The sequence below is a fragment of the Methylobacterium sp. DB0501 genome (assembly GCF_011043735.1).
Taxonomy (GTDB): Bacteria; Pseudomonadota; Alphaproteobacteria; order Rhizobiales; family Beijerinckiaceae; genus Methylobacterium; species Methylobacterium alsaeris.
This window is the reverse complement of record NZ_JAAKGV010000005.1, coordinates 94928-111271: the sequence shown is the minus strand read 5'-3', so window position 1 is coordinate 111271 and position 16344 is coordinate 94928. Positions and strand designations below refer to the sequence as shown.

Annotated in this window: 13 protein-coding genes; all 13 read right to left on the bottom strand. The window is 70.9% G+C overall.

Translation table 11 applies throughout. The features are described from left to right. Positions 1–194: 194 nt before the first annotated feature. Positions 195–1415, bottom strand: coding sequence for an ABC transporter substrate-binding protein (locus tag G4G93_RS09365; protein WP_165083416.1), 1221 nt, complete (start codon positions 1413–1415; stop codon positions 195–197). 370 nt (positions 1416–1785) lie between these two features. Beyond that, positions 1786–2493: an ABC transporter ATP-binding protein gene (locus tag G4G93_RS09360; RefSeq protein WP_165083726.1), complete on the bottom strand. Its 708-nt coding sequence runs from the start codon at positions 2491–2493 to the stop codon at positions 1786–1788. 19 nt (positions 2494–2512) lie between these two features. Further along, positions 2513–3238 (bottom strand): ABC transporter ATP-binding protein, encoded by a 726-nt coding sequence (locus G4G93_RS09355; protein WP_165083414.1) that lies wholly within the window; start codon positions 3236–3238, stop codon positions 2513–2515. After that, a complete protein-coding gene (locus tag G4G93_RS09350; RefSeq protein WP_165083412.1) occupies positions 3235–4302 on the bottom strand; it encodes a branched-chain amino acid ABC transporter permease in 1068 nt (355 codons plus the stop codon). The genes G4G93_RS09355 and G4G93_RS09350 overlap by 4 nt, the downstream gene beginning before the upstream one ends. After that, the gene (locus G4G93_RS09345; protein WP_165083410.1) at positions 4289–5179 is read right to left on the bottom strand and encodes a branched-chain amino acid ABC transporter permease; all 891 of its coding nucleotides are present in this window, start codon (positions 5177–5179) and stop codon (positions 4289–4291) included. The genes G4G93_RS09350 and G4G93_RS09345 overlap by 14 nt, the downstream gene beginning before the upstream one ends. A gap of 10 nt (positions 5180–5189) precedes the next feature. Further along, on the bottom strand, positions 5190–6419 hold the full coding sequence (locus tag G4G93_RS09340; protein WP_165083408.1) for an ABC transporter substrate-binding protein: 1230 nt from the start codon (positions 6417–6419) through the stop codon (positions 5190–5192). 95 nt (positions 6420–6514) lie between these two features. Then, positions 6515–7861 (bottom strand): NAD(P)/FAD-dependent oxidoreductase, encoded by a 1347-nt coding sequence (locus G4G93_RS09335; protein ID WP_165083406.1) that lies wholly within the window; start codon positions 7859–7861, stop codon positions 6515–6517. Between the two features lie 10 nt (positions 7862–7871). Further along, positions 7872–8687 (bottom strand): SDR family NAD(P)-dependent oxidoreductase, encoded by an 816-nt coding sequence (locus G4G93_RS09330; protein ID WP_165083404.1) that lies wholly within the window; start codon positions 8685–8687, stop codon positions 7872–7874. A gap of 145 nt (positions 8688–8832) precedes the next feature. After that, positions 8833–10587 carry a hydantoinase B/oxoprolinase family protein gene (locus G4G93_RS09325; RefSeq protein WP_165083402.1) on the bottom strand — a complete coding sequence of 585 codons (1755 nt, stop codon included), beginning with the start codon at positions 10585–10587 and terminating at the stop codon, positions 8833–8835. Beyond that, positions 10587–12608 (bottom strand): hydantoinase/oxoprolinase family protein, encoded by a 2022-nt coding sequence (locus tag G4G93_RS09320; RefSeq protein ID WP_165083400.1) that lies wholly within the window; start codon positions 12606–12608, stop codon positions 10587–10589. Before G4G93_RS09320 ends, G4G93_RS09325 begins: the two co-directional genes overlap by 1 nt. Further along, positions 12608–13828 carry a CaiB/BaiF CoA-transferase family protein gene (locus tag G4G93_RS09315; protein ID WP_165083398.1) on the bottom strand — a complete coding sequence of 407 codons (1221 nt, stop codon included), beginning with the start codon at positions 13826–13828 and terminating at the stop codon, positions 12608–12610. The genes G4G93_RS09320 and G4G93_RS09315 overlap by 1 nt, the downstream gene beginning before the upstream one ends. Then, complete coding sequence (locus tag G4G93_RS09310; RefSeq protein ID WP_165083396.1) at positions 13825–14769, bottom strand: hypothetical protein; 945 nt, start codon at positions 14767–14769, stop codon at positions 13825–13827. The genes G4G93_RS09315 and G4G93_RS09310 overlap by 4 nt, the downstream gene beginning before the upstream one ends. After that, a complete protein-coding gene (locus G4G93_RS09305) occupies positions 14766–16160 on the bottom strand; it encodes a phosphotransferase family protein (RefSeq protein ID WP_165083394.1) in 1395 nt (464 codons plus the stop codon). Before G4G93_RS09305 ends, G4G93_RS09310 begins: the two co-directional genes overlap by 4 nt. Positions 16161–16344: the final 184 nt, after the last annotated feature.

Here is a 16344-nt window from a genome sequence, read left to right as displayed (position 1 = left end):
TCGAAATTAGAAGACGACTTCCAGACGGGGTCTCGATCGGCGCCGGTCGGGACCCCGCCTTGACGGAAAATTTCGACATCACGTCGGTGGCTTGTTGCCGATCCAAACCCGGGTCCCGGTTCGGTGTCGATTGACACCACATTTCGCCGACTGCACCTCCATCGTCATCCTTGCAGCCGAACCCGGGCAGTGCCTCAGCCCTTCATCAACGGGCAGGTCTTCGCCTCCGCCGATGGGAAAGCCACCTCCGCGGGCAAGCGCTCGATGAAGGAGTAGAGGTCCCACTCGCTTTTGGACTCGGAGGGCGATTTCACGCGGAACACGTACTGATCGCGCATCACACGGCCGTCCTCGCGGATGCGACCGTCTTTCGTCATGAAGTCGTTGATCGGCAAGCTGCGCATCGCGGCAAGCACCTTGGTGGTATCATCCGTGCCGGCCTTATCTACTGCCTTGAGATAATGCAGAACCGCCCCGTACATGCCGGCCTGCACCATATTCGGCATTTTTCCAAATCTTGATTTGTACCGATCTGCGAACGCGCGTGTGGCGTCGTTCAGATCCCAATAATATGCTTCCGTGACGATCAACCCTTGTGCAGACGTCAATCCCAGACCCTTCACGTCATGAAGCGAGAAGCTGAGAGGCGCGATCTTCTGGCCTCCTGCACGAATACCGAACTCGTCGGCTTGCTTGATGACGTTGGCAGCGTGCGCGGTTGTCGTCGCAAGCCCAATGACGTCCGCCTGCGACGCCTGGGCCCGAAGCAGAAATGAGGAGAAATCGCGGGTATCGATGGGGTGAGCGACCGCGCCGAGGACATGCCCGCCCAATGCTGTGACCATTGCGGTCGTGTCACGCTGGACATGACGCCCATAGGCGTAGTCGACCGTGAGGAAAAACCAGCTCTTTGCGTTCTCGGCAGCAAGAGCGCGCACGGCACCGAGCGATTGTGTGTAGCTGTTGTGAGTCCACGCGATCCCGTTCGGCGAACAGGCGGATCCGGTGATATCGGGCGACCCGGTCGATCCGAAAACGACGATCCGGTCTTTTTCCCGTGCCAGATTTTGGACGCCGAGTGCGACCGTCGTGATGCCGATGTCGAAAATCGCCCGCACGCCTCCGTCGTACCATTCTCGCGCCATCGACACGCCGACATCGGGTTTGTTGAGATGGTCGCCCTGGAGAAGAACGACTGGACGGCCAAGTGCCTTTCCGCCGTAATCCTCGATCGCGAGCTTCGCTGCCACGACTGAGCCCGGCCCTGAATAATCGACGATGAAGCCGGACATGTCGGTCAGCAGTCCGATTTTCAGCGGCTCCTGCGCGGAAGCGGCCGAGCCAGCCGCTATTCCCAGGACAGCCGCCAGGAAGGCCGCCAATCCTATCGAACGATGCCTGGGTTGGCGTCTCATCGTTGCATCCTGTTGTTGATCGACACATGTCCCGGTGTTGTATTTTTCTGCATATCTCGGACGGTTCAGCCACCGAGTAAGAATGAGGTCGACGGCCGGCAATTCCGGCGAAGACGAAACGGTCACCTTTGCCGATCACGGAAGGTGCCTGCCCCTCGTTCTGTCGGCGCATCGTCGCCGGTCCGGAACGGTGTGCGGTCCGCTCGCTGCGAGGTCGTTCCGTTGCGAGCGCCGTCCCTGCCGGACACTGCTCGTTACGGCGATGTTCCCAGAGCGCTGCCCGATCGCGTTGCAATCGGGCAGCGCTCTGGGTCTTAGATTTTGCCGCATTTTCTGGAATGGACCGGTCTCCACCTCGTCGGACAATGCTTCAGACCCCCATATACGCCTCCTGGATCTCGCGCTCGCCACGCAGAACCGCGGCGGCGCCGGCGCGGGTGATGTGGCCGTGGTCGAGCACGTAGGCACGGTCGGCCACGGCCAGCGCCTCGGTCACGTTCTGCTCCACGAGGATCACGGTGAGACCGTCGCGGCGCGCCAGGCGCTCGACGATCTCGAACACGCGTCCGACCATCAGCGGCGAGAGGCCGACCGACGGCTCGTCCAGCATCAGGAGGTCCGGGCGGCACATCAGCGCGCGGGCGATGGCGACCATCTGGCGCTCGCCGCCGGACAGCTTGCCGGCTGCCTGCTCGCGGCGCTCGCGCAGGATCGGGAAGACGGCCATCACCTCCTCCAGGCGCTCCTTCAGGATCGCGCGGCCCCGCGGGGCGTAGGCGCCGAGCAGCAGGTTCTCCTCGACGGTCATGAACGGGAACAGGCGGCCGCCCTCCGCCACCAGGGCGAGGCCGTGCCCCGGCCGCCAATGCGCCGGCCGGCCGGTGATGTCCTCGCCCCGGAAGGTGATCCGGCCGGCGCGGGCCGGCACGAGGCCGGCGATGGCGGAGAGGAGGGTGGTCTTGCCGGCGCCGTTGGCGCCGACGACCGCCACGATCTCGCCGGCGGCGACCGTGCAGGAGACGTCGAACAGGACCGTCGCGTCGCCGTAGCCGGCGGTGACGCCCTCGACCGTGAGGATCGTGCTCATGACGCTCTCCTCACGCCGCGCGCGGGCGGCCGATATAGGCCTCGACGACCCGCGGATCGTCGAGCACCGCGGCGGCCGTGCCGTCGGCGAGCATCGCGCCGCGCTCGATCACGATCACCCGGCGCGAGAACCGCCGCACGACCTTCAGGTTGTGCTCGATGACCAGGAAGGTGTGGCCCTCCGCGTTCAGGCGCTCGACCAGGGCGACGATCTCCTCGACCTCGGTGGGATTGAGTCCGGCCATGACCTCGTCGAGGAGGACGATGCGCGGCTCCAGCGCCAGCGCCCGCGCGACCTCGAGGCGGCGGCGCTCGCTCAGGGTGAGGATGCCGGCCCGAACCCCGGCGCGGTGATCGAGGCCGACGAGGGCGAGCGCCTCTTCGGCCTTGCGCGCGGCATCCTTGAGGCCGCGGTGGTGCAGGAAGGCGCCGACCATCGCGTTCTCCAGCACGGTGAGCGAGGTCAGCGTCTGCGAGATCTGGAAGGTGCGGCCCAGCCCGAGCCGGGCGCGCCGATTCGGCGACAGGCGGGTGATGTCGTGGCCGTCGCAGCGCACGCGGCCGGTGCTCGGAAGGAGCTGGCCGGTCAGCAGGTTGAACAGGGTGGTCTTGCCGGCCCCGTTCGGCCCGATGATGCTGACGAGCTCGCCCGGGGCGACGGAAAAGCTCACGTCGTTGACGGCCAGCAGGCCGCCGAAGCGCTTGGAGAGGCCCTCGACCGAGAGGAGCGCGGTCATGCCCGATCTCCCGTCGACCGACCCGCCGCGACGCGTGCCGCGAGGCCGCGGCCGAGCCCGACGATGCCGTGCTTCATGAACAGGGCGGCGCCGATGAGGAGGAGGCTCAAGACGATCAGGTTCGCCCCCGGCAGGAGGCCGCCGAGCTCGGCGCGCAGCCAGCTCTCGAGCGGGATGATGACGAGTGCGCCGAGCACCGGCCCGTAGACGCTCCCCAAGCCGCCGATGAGGGCGATGAGGGCGAACTTCACGCCGAAATCGAACAGCGACAGCAAAGCCGCCGGATCGGCGACGCGCACTTGCATGAAGAACAGGCCGCCGCCGATTCCCGTCAGCCCGGCACTGATCGCCATGCCGGTGAGCTTGACCCGCAGCACGCTCACGCCGGACGCCCGGGCCGCCTGCTCGTTGTCGCGCACCGCCTGGAGGTAGTAGCCCAGCCGCGAGCGGTGCACCGCCACCACCACGATCAGCGTCAGCGCGCAGAATCCGAGCATCAGGAGCGCGTAGGACATACGATCGCGGAAGATCATGTTGCCGACGCCGAGCCGGAACGGGATCGACAGGCCGCGCGTGCCGCCGGTCAGCCACTCGGCATAGTTGCCGATGGCGAGCGCCACCTCGGTGAAGGCCATGGTGGCGATGGCGAAGAACGGGCCCCGCAGACGGAAGACCGGCCAGGACACCAGCATCGCGACCGCCGCCGCGAGCAGGAAGGCGGGGACGAGCCCGAGCCAGGGCGAGAGTCCGAGCTTCAGGTAGAGATTGGCGGTGGTGTAGGCACCCACCGCGAAGAACACGCTGTGGGCGAGCGAGAACTGGCCGCCGAACCCGCCGATGATGTTCCAGGCGCTCGCGAGCCCCGCGAACAGGAAGCTCGAGGCCAGGATGTTCAGGCTGAAATTGTCGCCCGAGGCCGCGTAGACCAGGGCGGCGAGTCCGGCGAGAAGCAGGAGCGCCCGCGGCAGCTCGCCCCAGAATGTGCGCAGGGGCGCGCGGGCGGCGGTGGCGGCGGCGACCGGCGGCGCCCGGGTGATCGGTATCGCCATCTCAGGATTGCTCACGCAGCCCGACCTCCTCTGCCCCGACCTGCCCGAACAGGCCGGACGGCCGCACGATCAGGACGCCGATGAACACCGCGAACAGCACCGCGTGCTTGAGCGCGGGATCGAGGTAGTAGCCGGCGAAGGCCTCGGTCAGGCCGACGATGAACCCGCCGACATAGGCGCCGAGCACGCTGCCCAAGCCCCCGAGGACCACCACCGCGAAGGCCGGCAGGATGAAGCTGGTGCCGATCTGCGGCGACAGGGAGTAGATCGGCGCGAGCAGGCAGCCGGCGAGACCCGCGAGCGCCGTGCCGATGCCGAAGGTCAGCCAGTAGATCCGCTCGACGTCGACCCCCATCAGGCGCGCCGCGGCGCTGTCCTGGGCCACCGCCCGGATCGCGCGCCCGAGCATGGTGCGGCGGAGGAACAGGCCGAGCCCCGCCGCCGCCAGGGTCGCGGCGGCGAGCGCCAGGAGCCGGCTCGCCCCGACCTGGACGCCCCCGACCGAGAGGCTCGCCTGCGCCACCGCGCTCGGCACGCTGTAGGCGGTGCCCCGGGTCGCGGCGAGCACCGCGTTCTCGATCAGCATCAGGAGGCCGAAGGTGGCGAAGATCTGCATCGTCGGCTCGGTCCGCAGCCGGGCGAGCACCAGTCGCTGGAGCGCGGCGCCGAGGACGAACAGGGCCGGCAGCACGACCAGCAGTGCGACCGCGGGATCGAGCCCCAGCACGGCGTAGGCCGCATAGGCGCCGTACATGCCGAGCATCACGAACTCGCCCTGGGCGAAGTTCACGACCCGGATCACGCCGAAGATCAGGTTGAGGCCGACGCTGACCAGGGCGTAGGTGCCCCCGAGCAGGATGCCGACGGCGAGGATGTTGGCGAGATCGGCCATGTCCCGCCCGTCACTTGCGTCCGAGGTCGATCATCGTCACCCCGGGGGCCAGCGCCTCCTTGGGGTAGACGGCCTTGACCTCGCCGCCCTGCCACTGCGCGATCACCGGCAGGGCGCGGGTGTTCTGCATCGTCTCGTCGTACTTGACGCCGTAGCCGGTCTCGTAGCTGCCGAACGGCTTGTCCATCTTGGCCGCCGCCGCGATCACCTTCTCGTACTCGGTCGATTTCGCCGCCGCCATCGTCTCGATCAGGATCTTGAGCCCGACGAAGGCGCTCATCGCCTGCGGGGCGATCGGGTCGCGGCCGTACTTCTCCCGGTAGGCTTTCAGGAAGGCGCCCGCCCCCGGGCCGTAGGCCTCGCCGATGTCGCCGCGGGGATAGGAGACGAGCAGGATCCCGTCGAGGAAGTCCTTGCCGACGGCGTCGCGGGTCTCGAACGTGTCGCCGGTGCCGGTGAGGATCATCGCCCTGGGGCGGAATCCCTGCTCGCGGGCGGTGCGCAGGAGCAGGTTGTGGTCGGTGACGTAGCCGGTCGAGAGCCAGATGTCCGGGTTCGCGTTCTTCGCCCGCAGGATCGAATCCGACAGGTCGATCGCCCGGGCGTTGTGGGCCGAGAGCGTCGTGCCGACGCCGGCCGCCTTGAGCAGGCGCTCCTGCTCCTTGGCAATCGAGGTGCCGAAGGCCGAATCCTCGTGCTCGATCCAGACCTTCGTCTCCTTGGGCGCCTTGCCGAGCTTCGGGATCGCGAGCTGCAGCACGCCCTCCACCGAGCGCTGGGCGAAGCTGCGGCTGTCGGGCCCGGAGCGGGCGAAGTTCGGCAGGCCGCGGTCGGTAAGGTCGCGGGCGAGCGCGTTCGTCTCCCAGTAGAGCTTGCCGTTGTTGAGGGCGGCCTCGCTCGCCGCGTTCGAAATCGCCGTGACGTAGGTGCCCGAGAGCAGGTCGACCTTGTCGCGCCCGACGAGCTGCTCGACCGCGGCGATCGCCTCCTGCGGGTTGGTGGCGCTGCCGCGCACGAGGGCGATCTTGCGCCCGAGGACGCCGCCCCCGGCATTCGCCTGGGCGACGGCGATCTCGTAGCCGCGGGTCATCTCGTCGCCGTAGAGCGCCATGCCGCCGGAGAACGGGTTGACGACCCCGATCTTGAGGTCCTGCGCCAGGGCCGCCCCCGTCACCAGGGCTGCCCCACCCGTGAGAACGGCGGCCGTCAGGACACGCAGCCTCGTCCACAGCGTGCTCATGCTGCCTCTCTCCCGACATTTCCCCGCAAGCGACCGGATCTCGCGCCCGGCTCTGCAGCATTAAATTAGCAGCTAGCGTACGATCTACAAGCGAATTAATGCGCCGGGCGCGACTGCCCCGGTTCCCGGGCGACCGGACCTCCCGCGCCGGCGTGCCGGGCGCGGGCCTTGAGGGCGCGCCGGCGTTCCTGCGCGAGCGCCGCCCGGTACTCGCGCGGGTCGAGCTCGAGACCGTAGCGTGGGCTGTCGGGGTAGAGCTTCGCGATGCGGGCGTGCTCGGCGCGGATGTCGGCCTCCATCGCGGCACGGTCCGGCAGGTCGACCTCGCCGGCCACGAGGGCGGCGACCCACTCGGCCTGGTCGTCCATCATCCGGATGTTGCCGCCACCGGTGACGTTGAAGAAGCCGACGAAATAGAGCCCGCGGATGCCCGGCGGCACCACGCGGCGGTAGAGGGCGAGGTGGCGGCCCTCCATGGGCGACAGGGCGGGCGCGAGGAACGGCAGGTCGACCTCGTAGCCGGTGGCGGCGATGATCGCGTCGAAGCAGCGCGTCGAGCCGTCGGTGAAGGTCACCTCGCGCCCGGAGACGGTGGCGATGCCGGGCTTCGCCGCGACCCGGCCCCAGATGAACTGCGCCATCAGCAGGTGATGGCCGGCCGGATGGGTGCGGGTCTTGGGCGTCACGAAGCCCCACTGCTCCATGCGCCCATGCGCGACTCGGGCGATCAGCTCGCGGAGGCGCCGGCGCAGGGGCCAGGGCATCCACGGCTTCTCGACCCGGGCGAGCACGCGCGCCGTCGGCACGCCGAGGATCATCCGGGGCATGAACAGCACCGGCGAGCGCGCCGCCATCGTGGTCGAGGCGGTGACCGTGCAGATGTCGGCGGCGATGTCGCAGGCACTGTTCCCGACGCCGACGACCAGCACGTCCTTGCCGCGGAACGGCTCGGGCTCGCGATAGGCGTGGGCGTGCAGGTACGTGCCGGTGAAATCCTTCGAGAAGGGCGGGTGCTTCGGCGTGCCCTGGTGGCCGGAGGCGACCACCACGGCGTCGAAGCGCGACGCCGACCCGTCGGCGAGGCTGACGCGCCAGCCCTCGTCCTCCGGCTCGACCGCGGTCACCCGGGCGTCGAAGCGGATCAGGGGGCGCAAGGCGAAGCGGTCGGCATAGGCCTCGAGATAGGCGGCGACCTGGGCGTGGTCGGGATAGAGCGGTGCGTCGTCCGGGAACGGGAAGTCGCGGTAGGCGGTGACGCGGTTCTCGGAATTGAGGTGCAGCGAGCGGTAGGCCGGGCTCAGGCCGTTGTCGTTCTCGTAGACCCACAGCCCGCCGATCCGCGAGCCGAGCTCGTAGATCGTGACGGCGCAGCCGCGCGACACGAGGTGCCTGGCGGCGCAGAGCCCGGCGGCGCCGGCCCCGATCACGGCGATGCGCGGCATGGCCCCCTCCTCACGCCCGCGGGCCCGGCGCCGGCTCGTAGCCGGCCCGCGGGATCAGGCTCATCACGTTGCGGACGTAGCCGCCGTCGACGGTGATCGCGTCGCCGTTGACGTAGGACGAGCGGGGCGAGGCGAGGAACAGCACCGCGTCGGCGATGTCCTGCGGCTCGCCGATCCGGCGCGACGGGATCACCGCCACGCGCCGCCCGGTCGCGCCGGGCTCCTCGTAGAAGGCCTGGCTCAGGGGGGTGCGGATCATGCCGGGATGGACCACGTTGCTGCGGATGCGGTCCTCCGCCCACTCGATCGCCAGCTGGCGCGACAGCATCGTCACCCCGGCCTTGGCGACGCTGTAGGCCCCGCCGAAGGGCGTGGCGTGGTCGGCGGCGATCGAGGCGACGTGGATCAGGCTGCCGCCCCCTCCCCGCTCGCGCATCTGCCGCCCGAAAACCTGCGCGCACAGGAAGTAGCCGGTGAGGTTGACCGCGAGGAGCGCGTTCCACTCATGCAGCGGCAGGTCGGCGAGCGGCCCCGGCCGCAGCAGCCCGGCATTGTTGACGAGCACGTCCGCCGGCCCGAACGCCGCGGCGGTCGTGGCGGCGGCGTTCGCAACGCTTTCCGGATTTGCGACGTCGCACGGCACCATCACGGCGGTGCCGCCGGCCTCGCGGATCTGGAGCGCCGTCATCTCGGCCTCGGGCTCGGCTCGGTCGAGACAGGCGATGCGGCACCCGGCGGCGCCGAGCGCCCGGGCACTCGCTCGGCCGATGCCGCCGCCGGCCCCCGTCACGATCGCGGTGCGGCCTTCGAGTTCGAGCCACGGCATGGTTCGCTCCCTGTGGTGCGGGGTTGGTCCGGGGACGAGGAATGCGTGGGACTTCTCCTCTCCCCGCCCGCGGGGAAAGGAGATGCGCGCCCCCATCGTGCGGAGCCGCAGGCCGAGGATCGACGATCCGGGGACGACCGACGCCTCACCCGATCCGCCTTCCCCGCCGCTGCGCCTCGCTCGCCGCGGCATCGAGGCGATAGATCTGCCGGTCGCCCACCGCCCGCGCCTCCGCCACCACGGCGCCGTAGGCCGTCTCCGCCGTCGCCCGGTCGATGAGCCCGGCATTCAGGTCCTGCTCGACCAGAGCGAGATCGCGGGCGAACGGGTCGCCGTAGCCGCCCCCGCCCGGCGAGGCCAGGCGGACGCTGTCGCCGGCCTTGAGCGGCACCCGCTCGGCCTTCGAGCGGAGGGGCGGCACCCACTCCCGGCCGTCGAGGCGCAGGCGCACGTCGTTGGGCGCGGCGGGACCGCCGCCCTCGATGCCGGGCGGGCGATGGTCGACCCGGTCGCCGAGGATCGACACGACGCAGTCGCCGAGCGCCGTGATGGCGTAGGTCGAGCCGCAGCCGCCGCGATGCAGGCCGGCGCCGCCCGAATTCTCCCGGATGGCGTAATGCTCGAAGCGGAGCGGATAGCGGTGCTCCGACATCTCCACCGACATGAACTTCGCCATCGAGCCGGGGGGTGTGCCGTTGACGAGGCCGTCGGACTCGCGGCTGGCGCCGTAGCCGCCCGGATAGGGATAGACCGCCACAAAGGTGGCGCCGGTCTCCGGATGGCGGCCCGACACGGTGGCGACGCCGGTGGTTCCGAAGGGGGCGGCGGGCACCCGCTCGGGGATGGCCTGCGCGAGGGCCGCGAAGACGACGTCGACGACGCGCTGCACCACGTCGGTCGTGCCGCCGACCGGAGACGGATACTGCGCCGCCAGGATCGTACCCGGGGGGATGGTGAAGCGCGCCGGCCGGAAGGCGCCACCGTTCACCGGCACGTCGGGGAAGACGTGCTTCAAGGCGACGAGGCACATCGACTGCGTCGTGCCGTCCGAGATGTTCATCGGGCCGCGGGTCGTCGGCGCGGTGCCGGTGAAGTCGAAGTGGAGGTCGGAGCCCGACACGGTCAGCGCGAGGCGGACCTTCAGGGGCGCGTCGGTGACGCCGTCGTTGTCGAACCAGTCCTCGACCGCGTAGGTGCCGTCCGGGATCTCGGCGAGGTAGGAGCGCATCTGCGTCTCCGAGCGGGCGAGCAGCTCGTCGATGCAGGCGCGCAAGGTCGCCTCGCCGTACTTGGCGACCAGCGCGTCGAGACCGCGCCGCCCGACCGCGAAGACGTTGAGCATCGCCGCGAGGTCGCCCTGGAGCTGCTGGGGCAGGCGCACGTTGGCGGTGATGAGGCGTACCAGTGCCGCGTTGGTGCGGCCGGCCTCGCACAGCCGCAGCGGCGGGATGATGATCCCCTCCTGGTGGATCTCGGTCGCGGAGGGCGCCCAGCCGCCGGGCACGCTGCCGCCCATGTCCATCCAGTGGCCGGTATTGGCGAAGAGTGCGAAGGGCCGCCCGCCGACGTAGACCGGCGAGACCAGCACGACGTCGTTGAGGTGGGTGCCGCTGATGTAGGGATCGTTGACGATCCAGACGTCGCCCTCCGCAAAGCCCCCCTCGGCCGCGGCCGCGGCGATCACCCGGATCACCGTCGACTGCATGTTGGCGAGGAATTGCGGCAGGCCGTAGCCGCCCTGCGCGATGGTCTCGCCGGTCGCGGCGTCGTAGAGCCCGTGGGCGCAGTCGTTGGTCTCGGAGATGATCGGCGAGAGCGCTGCCCGGATGAGATGGAGGTCCATCTCGTCGGTGATCTGATCGAGGGCGCCGCGCACGACGGCGAGGGTCACGGGATCCATCAGGCCATCTCGACGAGGACGTTGCCGAAGGAATCGACGCGGGCGCGCATCCCGGGCTCGATCACCGTGGTGGTGTCGGCCTGTTCCAGGATCGCCGGACCCGTGAAGGTCGCGCCGGGGACGAGCGTCGCGCGGTCGTAGATCGCGGTGTCGATCCAGCCGCCGAAATAGACCGGGCGGCGTCCGCTCGGCCGCGCCGGCGACGGCGCCACCTCCCGGGCGGCCTCCGGACGTGTCCCGGCCCGGCGCCCGAGCACCGCGGTCTTCAGGCTGACGACCGAGACCGGGATGTCGCCGAGCGTGTTGCCGTACTCGGCCCGGTAGGCGTCGTGGAAGGCCGCGACCAGGCGCTCGGGGCCCCAGCCCGGCTCGACCGGCACCCGCAGGGTGTGGATCTGGCCGGCATAGGACATCTCGGCGTGGTGACTCACCTCGGTCCCGACGAGCCGCGCCTCGCTCTGCACGAGCCGCGCCTCGCCCTCGCGGCGCTGCTCGGCGAGGACCGACGCCACCGTGCCGGCGTCGAGGTCGGCGGCGCGGCGCTCGATGGTGCGGGAGAGGTCGTGGCGCAGGTCGGCGATGGCGCAGCCGAGCGCGCAGAGCACGCCGGGATGGGGCGGGATCAGCATGGTGCGGATGCCGACCTCGCGCATGATCGCGGCGCCGTGCAGCGGACCGGCCCCCCCGAAGGCGACGAGGACGAAGTCGCGCGGGTCGAGGCCGCGCTCGACGGAGAGCAGGCGGGTGCGCCCGGCCATGCGCTGGTTGACGATGGCGAGGATCGCCTCCGCGGTCTCCTCGACGCCGAGCCCCAGGCGCTCGCCGAGGTCGCCGATCGCCCGGCGCGCCGCCGGAATGTCGAGCCGGTCGAGGTGCTTGAGCCCGATCGGGTGCTCGGCGTTGATGCGGGCGAGCACGGCGTTGACGTCGGTCACGGTCGGCCGCGTGCCGCCGCGCCCGAAGCAGGCCGGCCCCGGCACCGCGCCGGCGCTCTCCGGCCCGACCTGCAGGATGCCGCCGCGGTCGAGATGCGCGATCGAGCCGCCGCCGGCCCCGATCGTGTGCACGTCGATCATCGGCAGGCGCAAGGGGACGCGGAAGTCGAGCTCGGTCGTCTCGGCGACCGACGGGCTCCCGCCGACCACCACCGCGACGTCGTAGCTGGTGCCGCCCATGTCGCCGGTGATGACGTTGTCGAACCCGGCTTGCGCGGCGAGGCGGGCGGCCGCCATCACGCCCGCCGCGGGGCCGGAGCGCACGATGTTCGCAGCCCTGCTGCCGAGGTGAGCGAGCGGCACGAGGCCGCCATTCGACTGCATCACCAGGGTCTGGGTGCGGAAGCCCCGCTCCGTGAGCTTCGCCGACAGGTTGTCGGCGTAGCGTGCCACGAGGGGCTGGAGGTAGCCCTGGACGGCCGCGGTCGAGGTGCGCTCGAACTCGTAGTACTCGCGCACGACGCTCGCCGAGGTCACGACCTGCCAGGCGGGTTCGCGGGAGAGCAGGATGTCGCGCACCCGCTCCTCGTGGTCCGGGTTGGCGTAGGCGTGCAGCAGGGCGACCACCACCGCCTCGACGTCGAGGCCCGCCAGCACATCGGCGAGCGCCCGCACCGCGTCCTCGTCGAGGGGGCGCACGACGCGGCCCTGGTGGTCGAGGCGCTCGTCGACCTCGAAGCGGTCGGCGCGGGGAATCAGCGGGTGCTGCACCCCGGTGAGGCCGTACATCCGCTGCCGGTCGCGCCGTCCGAGCTCGAGGATGTCGCGAAAGCCCTTCGTGGTGACGAGGGCGCAGCGGGCGCCCTTGCGCTCGATCACCGCGTTGGTGGCGATGGTGGTGCCGTGCAGGATGAGGTCGACCGCACCGGGCGCGATCCCGGCCGCCGCGAGCGCATCGACGAGGCCGCGGGAGGGATCGTCCGGCGTCGAGGGCACCTTGAGCACCCGGTCGACGGTGGTGCCGTCGGCTGAATAGTACAGGTCGGTGAAGGTGCCGCCGACGTCGATTCCGACGATGCCAGCCATCAGATCACCCCTCTGGCCTTGAGCGCCGCGACCGCCTCGGGCGTCCGGCCGAGCCGCTCCTTCAGGATCGCCTCGCCGTCCGCCCCGAGGCGCCGGCTCGGCGCGAGCGGGCGCAGCTCGGAGCCGTCGAAGCGCAGGGGCGAGTGCTGGACCACGATGCGGCCGAGATCGGGGTGGTCGATCCATTGCAGCGACCCGCGGGCGTGAAGGTGCGGGTCGTTGACCACCTCGGCGAGGTCCCGCACCGGGGCGCAGGCGACGCGGTGGCGCATCAGCAGTTCGAACAGCGGCTGCTTGTCGAAGCCGCCGGTCCAGGCGCCGACGATCCGGTCGATCTCCTCGACATGGGCGACCCGATCCTTCAGCGAGCCGAAGCGCGGATCGTCGGCGAGGTCGGGCCGCTCCATGGCGGTGAGCAGCGCGCGCCAGTGCCCCTCGCCGACGCAGATGATCGCGATGAAGCCGTCCCGGGTCGGATAGACGTTGTAGGGCGCCTCGGCGAGGCCGCCGTGGCGGTTGCCGGTCCGCGGCGGAACCTCGCCGCCGGTGCCGAAATGCAGGCCGAGGCTCGACGACAGCGACGGATAGACGGCATCGAGCATCGCCACCTCGACCCGCCGGCCGGTGCCGGTGCGCTCGCGCTCGTAGAGGGCGGTGACGATGGCGCCGTAGAGATGCGTGCCGGCGAAGAAGTCGCAGAGCGCCGGGCCCGCCTTGACCGGCGGCCGGTCGGGAAAGCCGGTGATGCTCATCACGCCGGCCATGGCCTGCACGGTGAGGTCCATCGCCGGGTAGTCGCGGTAGGGGCCGGACGAGCCGTAGCCCGAGCTCTGGGCGTAGATCAGCCGCGGGTTGATCGCCTGGAGGGCGTCGCAGCCGAGGCCGAGGCGGTCCATCACGCCGGGGGCGAAGTTCTCGACCACGATGTCGGCGCCGGCAGCCAGCTCGCGCAGGATCGCCTTGCCGTCCTCGGTCTTCAGGTCGAGGACGAGGCTCCGCTTGAACCCGTTGAGCATCGCGAAGGGCAACGCGGCGCCGCCGACGACCCCGCGCCGGCGCAGGGACTCGCCGCCCGGCGGCTCGATCTTGACGACCTCGGCCCCGGCGGCGGCGAGCAGGAAGGTGGCGTAGGGGCCGTTGTAGATCTGGCTCAGGTCCACGACCGTGACGCCGGCGAGCGGCAGCGGCCGGGAGTCTGGGTTCGGCTGGGTCTCGCTCATGCGGTCCTCCCGCGCGCGGCCCGGCGCATCGCCGCCCAGTCGTGGATCGGCCACATGTCCTGGTCCTCGCCGTGGCCCTCGTGGCCGTTGATCGACCAGGCGATCAGCCCGTTCGAATCGATGAAGCTGTGCCGGTTGATGACGAGGCCCGAGAGCCGCGTGCCCTCGGCCTCGAGCCGCCGCCCGAGCGCGTCCTGGCCGGTGATGCCGATGCGGGTCACGAAGCCGGTGGCGGGGTCGCGCTCGACCTCCCGCATGCCCGAGACGAGGTCGGCGGTCTCGCCGTCGCGGATCATGAAGCCGTAGGCGATCACCTCACGCTCGTCCTCCCAGCGCGTGACCGCCAGGAAGGCGTCGCGGGGCGAGGCGACGCCGGTGACGTAGGCGCTCCTCTTCGGCCGGTGCTCCGGCCGCGGCCCCCACGAGCGGTCGCGCATCGCCAGGCAGTCGATCGGCACGACCCGGTCGCCGAGCCGCACCTCGCCGGTGACGCGGCCGAACTGGTCGAAGTGGCTCGCTCCCCCGAAGGGCGAACCCGCCTTGCGCAACGGCCGCGGCGCCATCACGCCCTCGAAGCGCAGGCTCATCCGGCAATGCGGGTCGTCCTCGAAGCCGAGGTCGTAGACCCGGGTGCGCTCCACCGCCCGGATCGAGACGCCGGTCGGCAGGCGGATATCGGACAGGTCCTGGTCGCGGGGCAGGCGCAGCGCCGTATAGTTGGCGTTGTACAGGACCTCCCAGGGCAGGTGGGCCGTGTCGTCCCACACCCAGGCGCCGCCCGCGACGGTGCCGATGTTCGGCCGCGCCATGGTGTAGAGCCAGCCGCCGAGCTTCTGCTCGGGGTTGCAGAACGAGAACCAGCTGGTCTCGGTCATCCACCAGCGGTCGCCCATCTCGGCGAAATGGAAGTCGTCGTCCCGCGGCGCGAAGCTCGTGCTCATCGGTTCCCTTCTCGGATCGCCGGGTAGTGGCGGGTGGCGATGCCGCCGGAGGCGCCGGCCGCCAGATGCGCCTCGCGGGCGGCCTGGCCGGCGAAGAAGGCGAGCGCCCGCCCGAACGACACGCGGCCGGAGGCGATCGCGTCGGCGAGCGCGAGCTGGCCCGCGGTCTCGTCCGCGACAGCGCGGCCGAGCAGGGCCTCGAGGTCGGCGCGCTCGCGCCCGGCGAAGTCGGCGCCCGCCCGGTCCCAGGCCTCGAGGTACTTCAGCACCTTGGCGGCGCTCTTCGCCCGCGCCACGGCCTGGGAATCCCGGCTCCTCGGCACGATCACGTCGCGCAGGTCGTCGAGGACCTGCGCGAACAGGGCGGAGCGCGGAGTGGGGGGCACGGACTCGATCCGGGTCCAGTCGAGAGGCGTGCCGCTTGCTTCCGCCAGCGCCTCGACGAGGAGGCGGCGGTTGAGGGCGCGCGACACGATGGCGTTCGCCGGCTCGCCGGTGACCGCGCGGTGGCGGATGATCACGACCCGGGTCGAGACGAAGACCCGGTGGTAGAGGATCCGCGCCCGATCGATCGGCGCTCCGGCCGCCCGGGCGTAATCCCGCAGGCTCTCGCCGAAGTCCGGCACCGGCTCCATCACGCAGCGCATCGAGAACCAGGCGAGGTCCTCCATCGGGTCGCCGAGATGCGCGAGCTCCCAGTCGATCAGGGCGGTGAGGCGCCCGTCGGCGAACAGAAAGTTGCCCGGCCCGGCATCGCCGTGGACGAGGGCGACCGGGCCGTCGGGATCGGGCAGGGTCGCATCGAGCCAACCGAGCGCCAGCTCGATCAGGCCGTCGCGCGTCCCGGCTTCCGCGTACATCGCCCGCCAGATCGCCAGTTCGGCCCGTACGTGGTCGGCGATGCGGCCGCCCGCCCCCCCACCCGTCAGGCGCAGGTCGCCGACCGGGAGGGCGTGCAGGCGCGCGAGGTCGGCCATCACCTCGGCGGCGATGGCCTGCTTCACCTGCGCGTCGGTAAGGCGCCGGAACTCGGCGATGCCGGGCGCGCGGTCGGTCAGGATGGCGTTGCCGTCCGGATGCGCGGCGATCAGGCGGGGCGCGCGAAGATCGGCTGCCGCGATCACCCGATAGACCTCGGCCTCGCGCGCGATCGTGTAGGGCTCGGCGCCCGGGGCGCGCGGCGGGGCGTAGCGCAGGAAGACCTCGGCGACGGCCCCGTCCGGTCGCGCCACATCGATCGCCCAGGACCGGGCGCGATTGCCGCCCGAGGTCCGGTGCACCGCCGAGAGGCGCCCGCCGCACACCGCCTCGACCCAGGCGAACAGGGCCGCTTCCTCGGCGGCGTCGCCGCCCGTCGTGGCGACGTCCGGATTCGGCAAGGCGCCGCTCACGCCCATTCCGCTTCCTCCCTCGCGTCCCGTTCGGCCGGGGACGCTGTCCTTTCGGCGCGACGGGATCGAGCCCGCCGTCGTCACTTCAAATTAAACAGCTAGCGTACGATCGGCAAGCGAATTATATGCTGCCGATGGGTGCCGTCGAGCATCCATCATACGGGCGACCGCCGGCAAGGCGGCA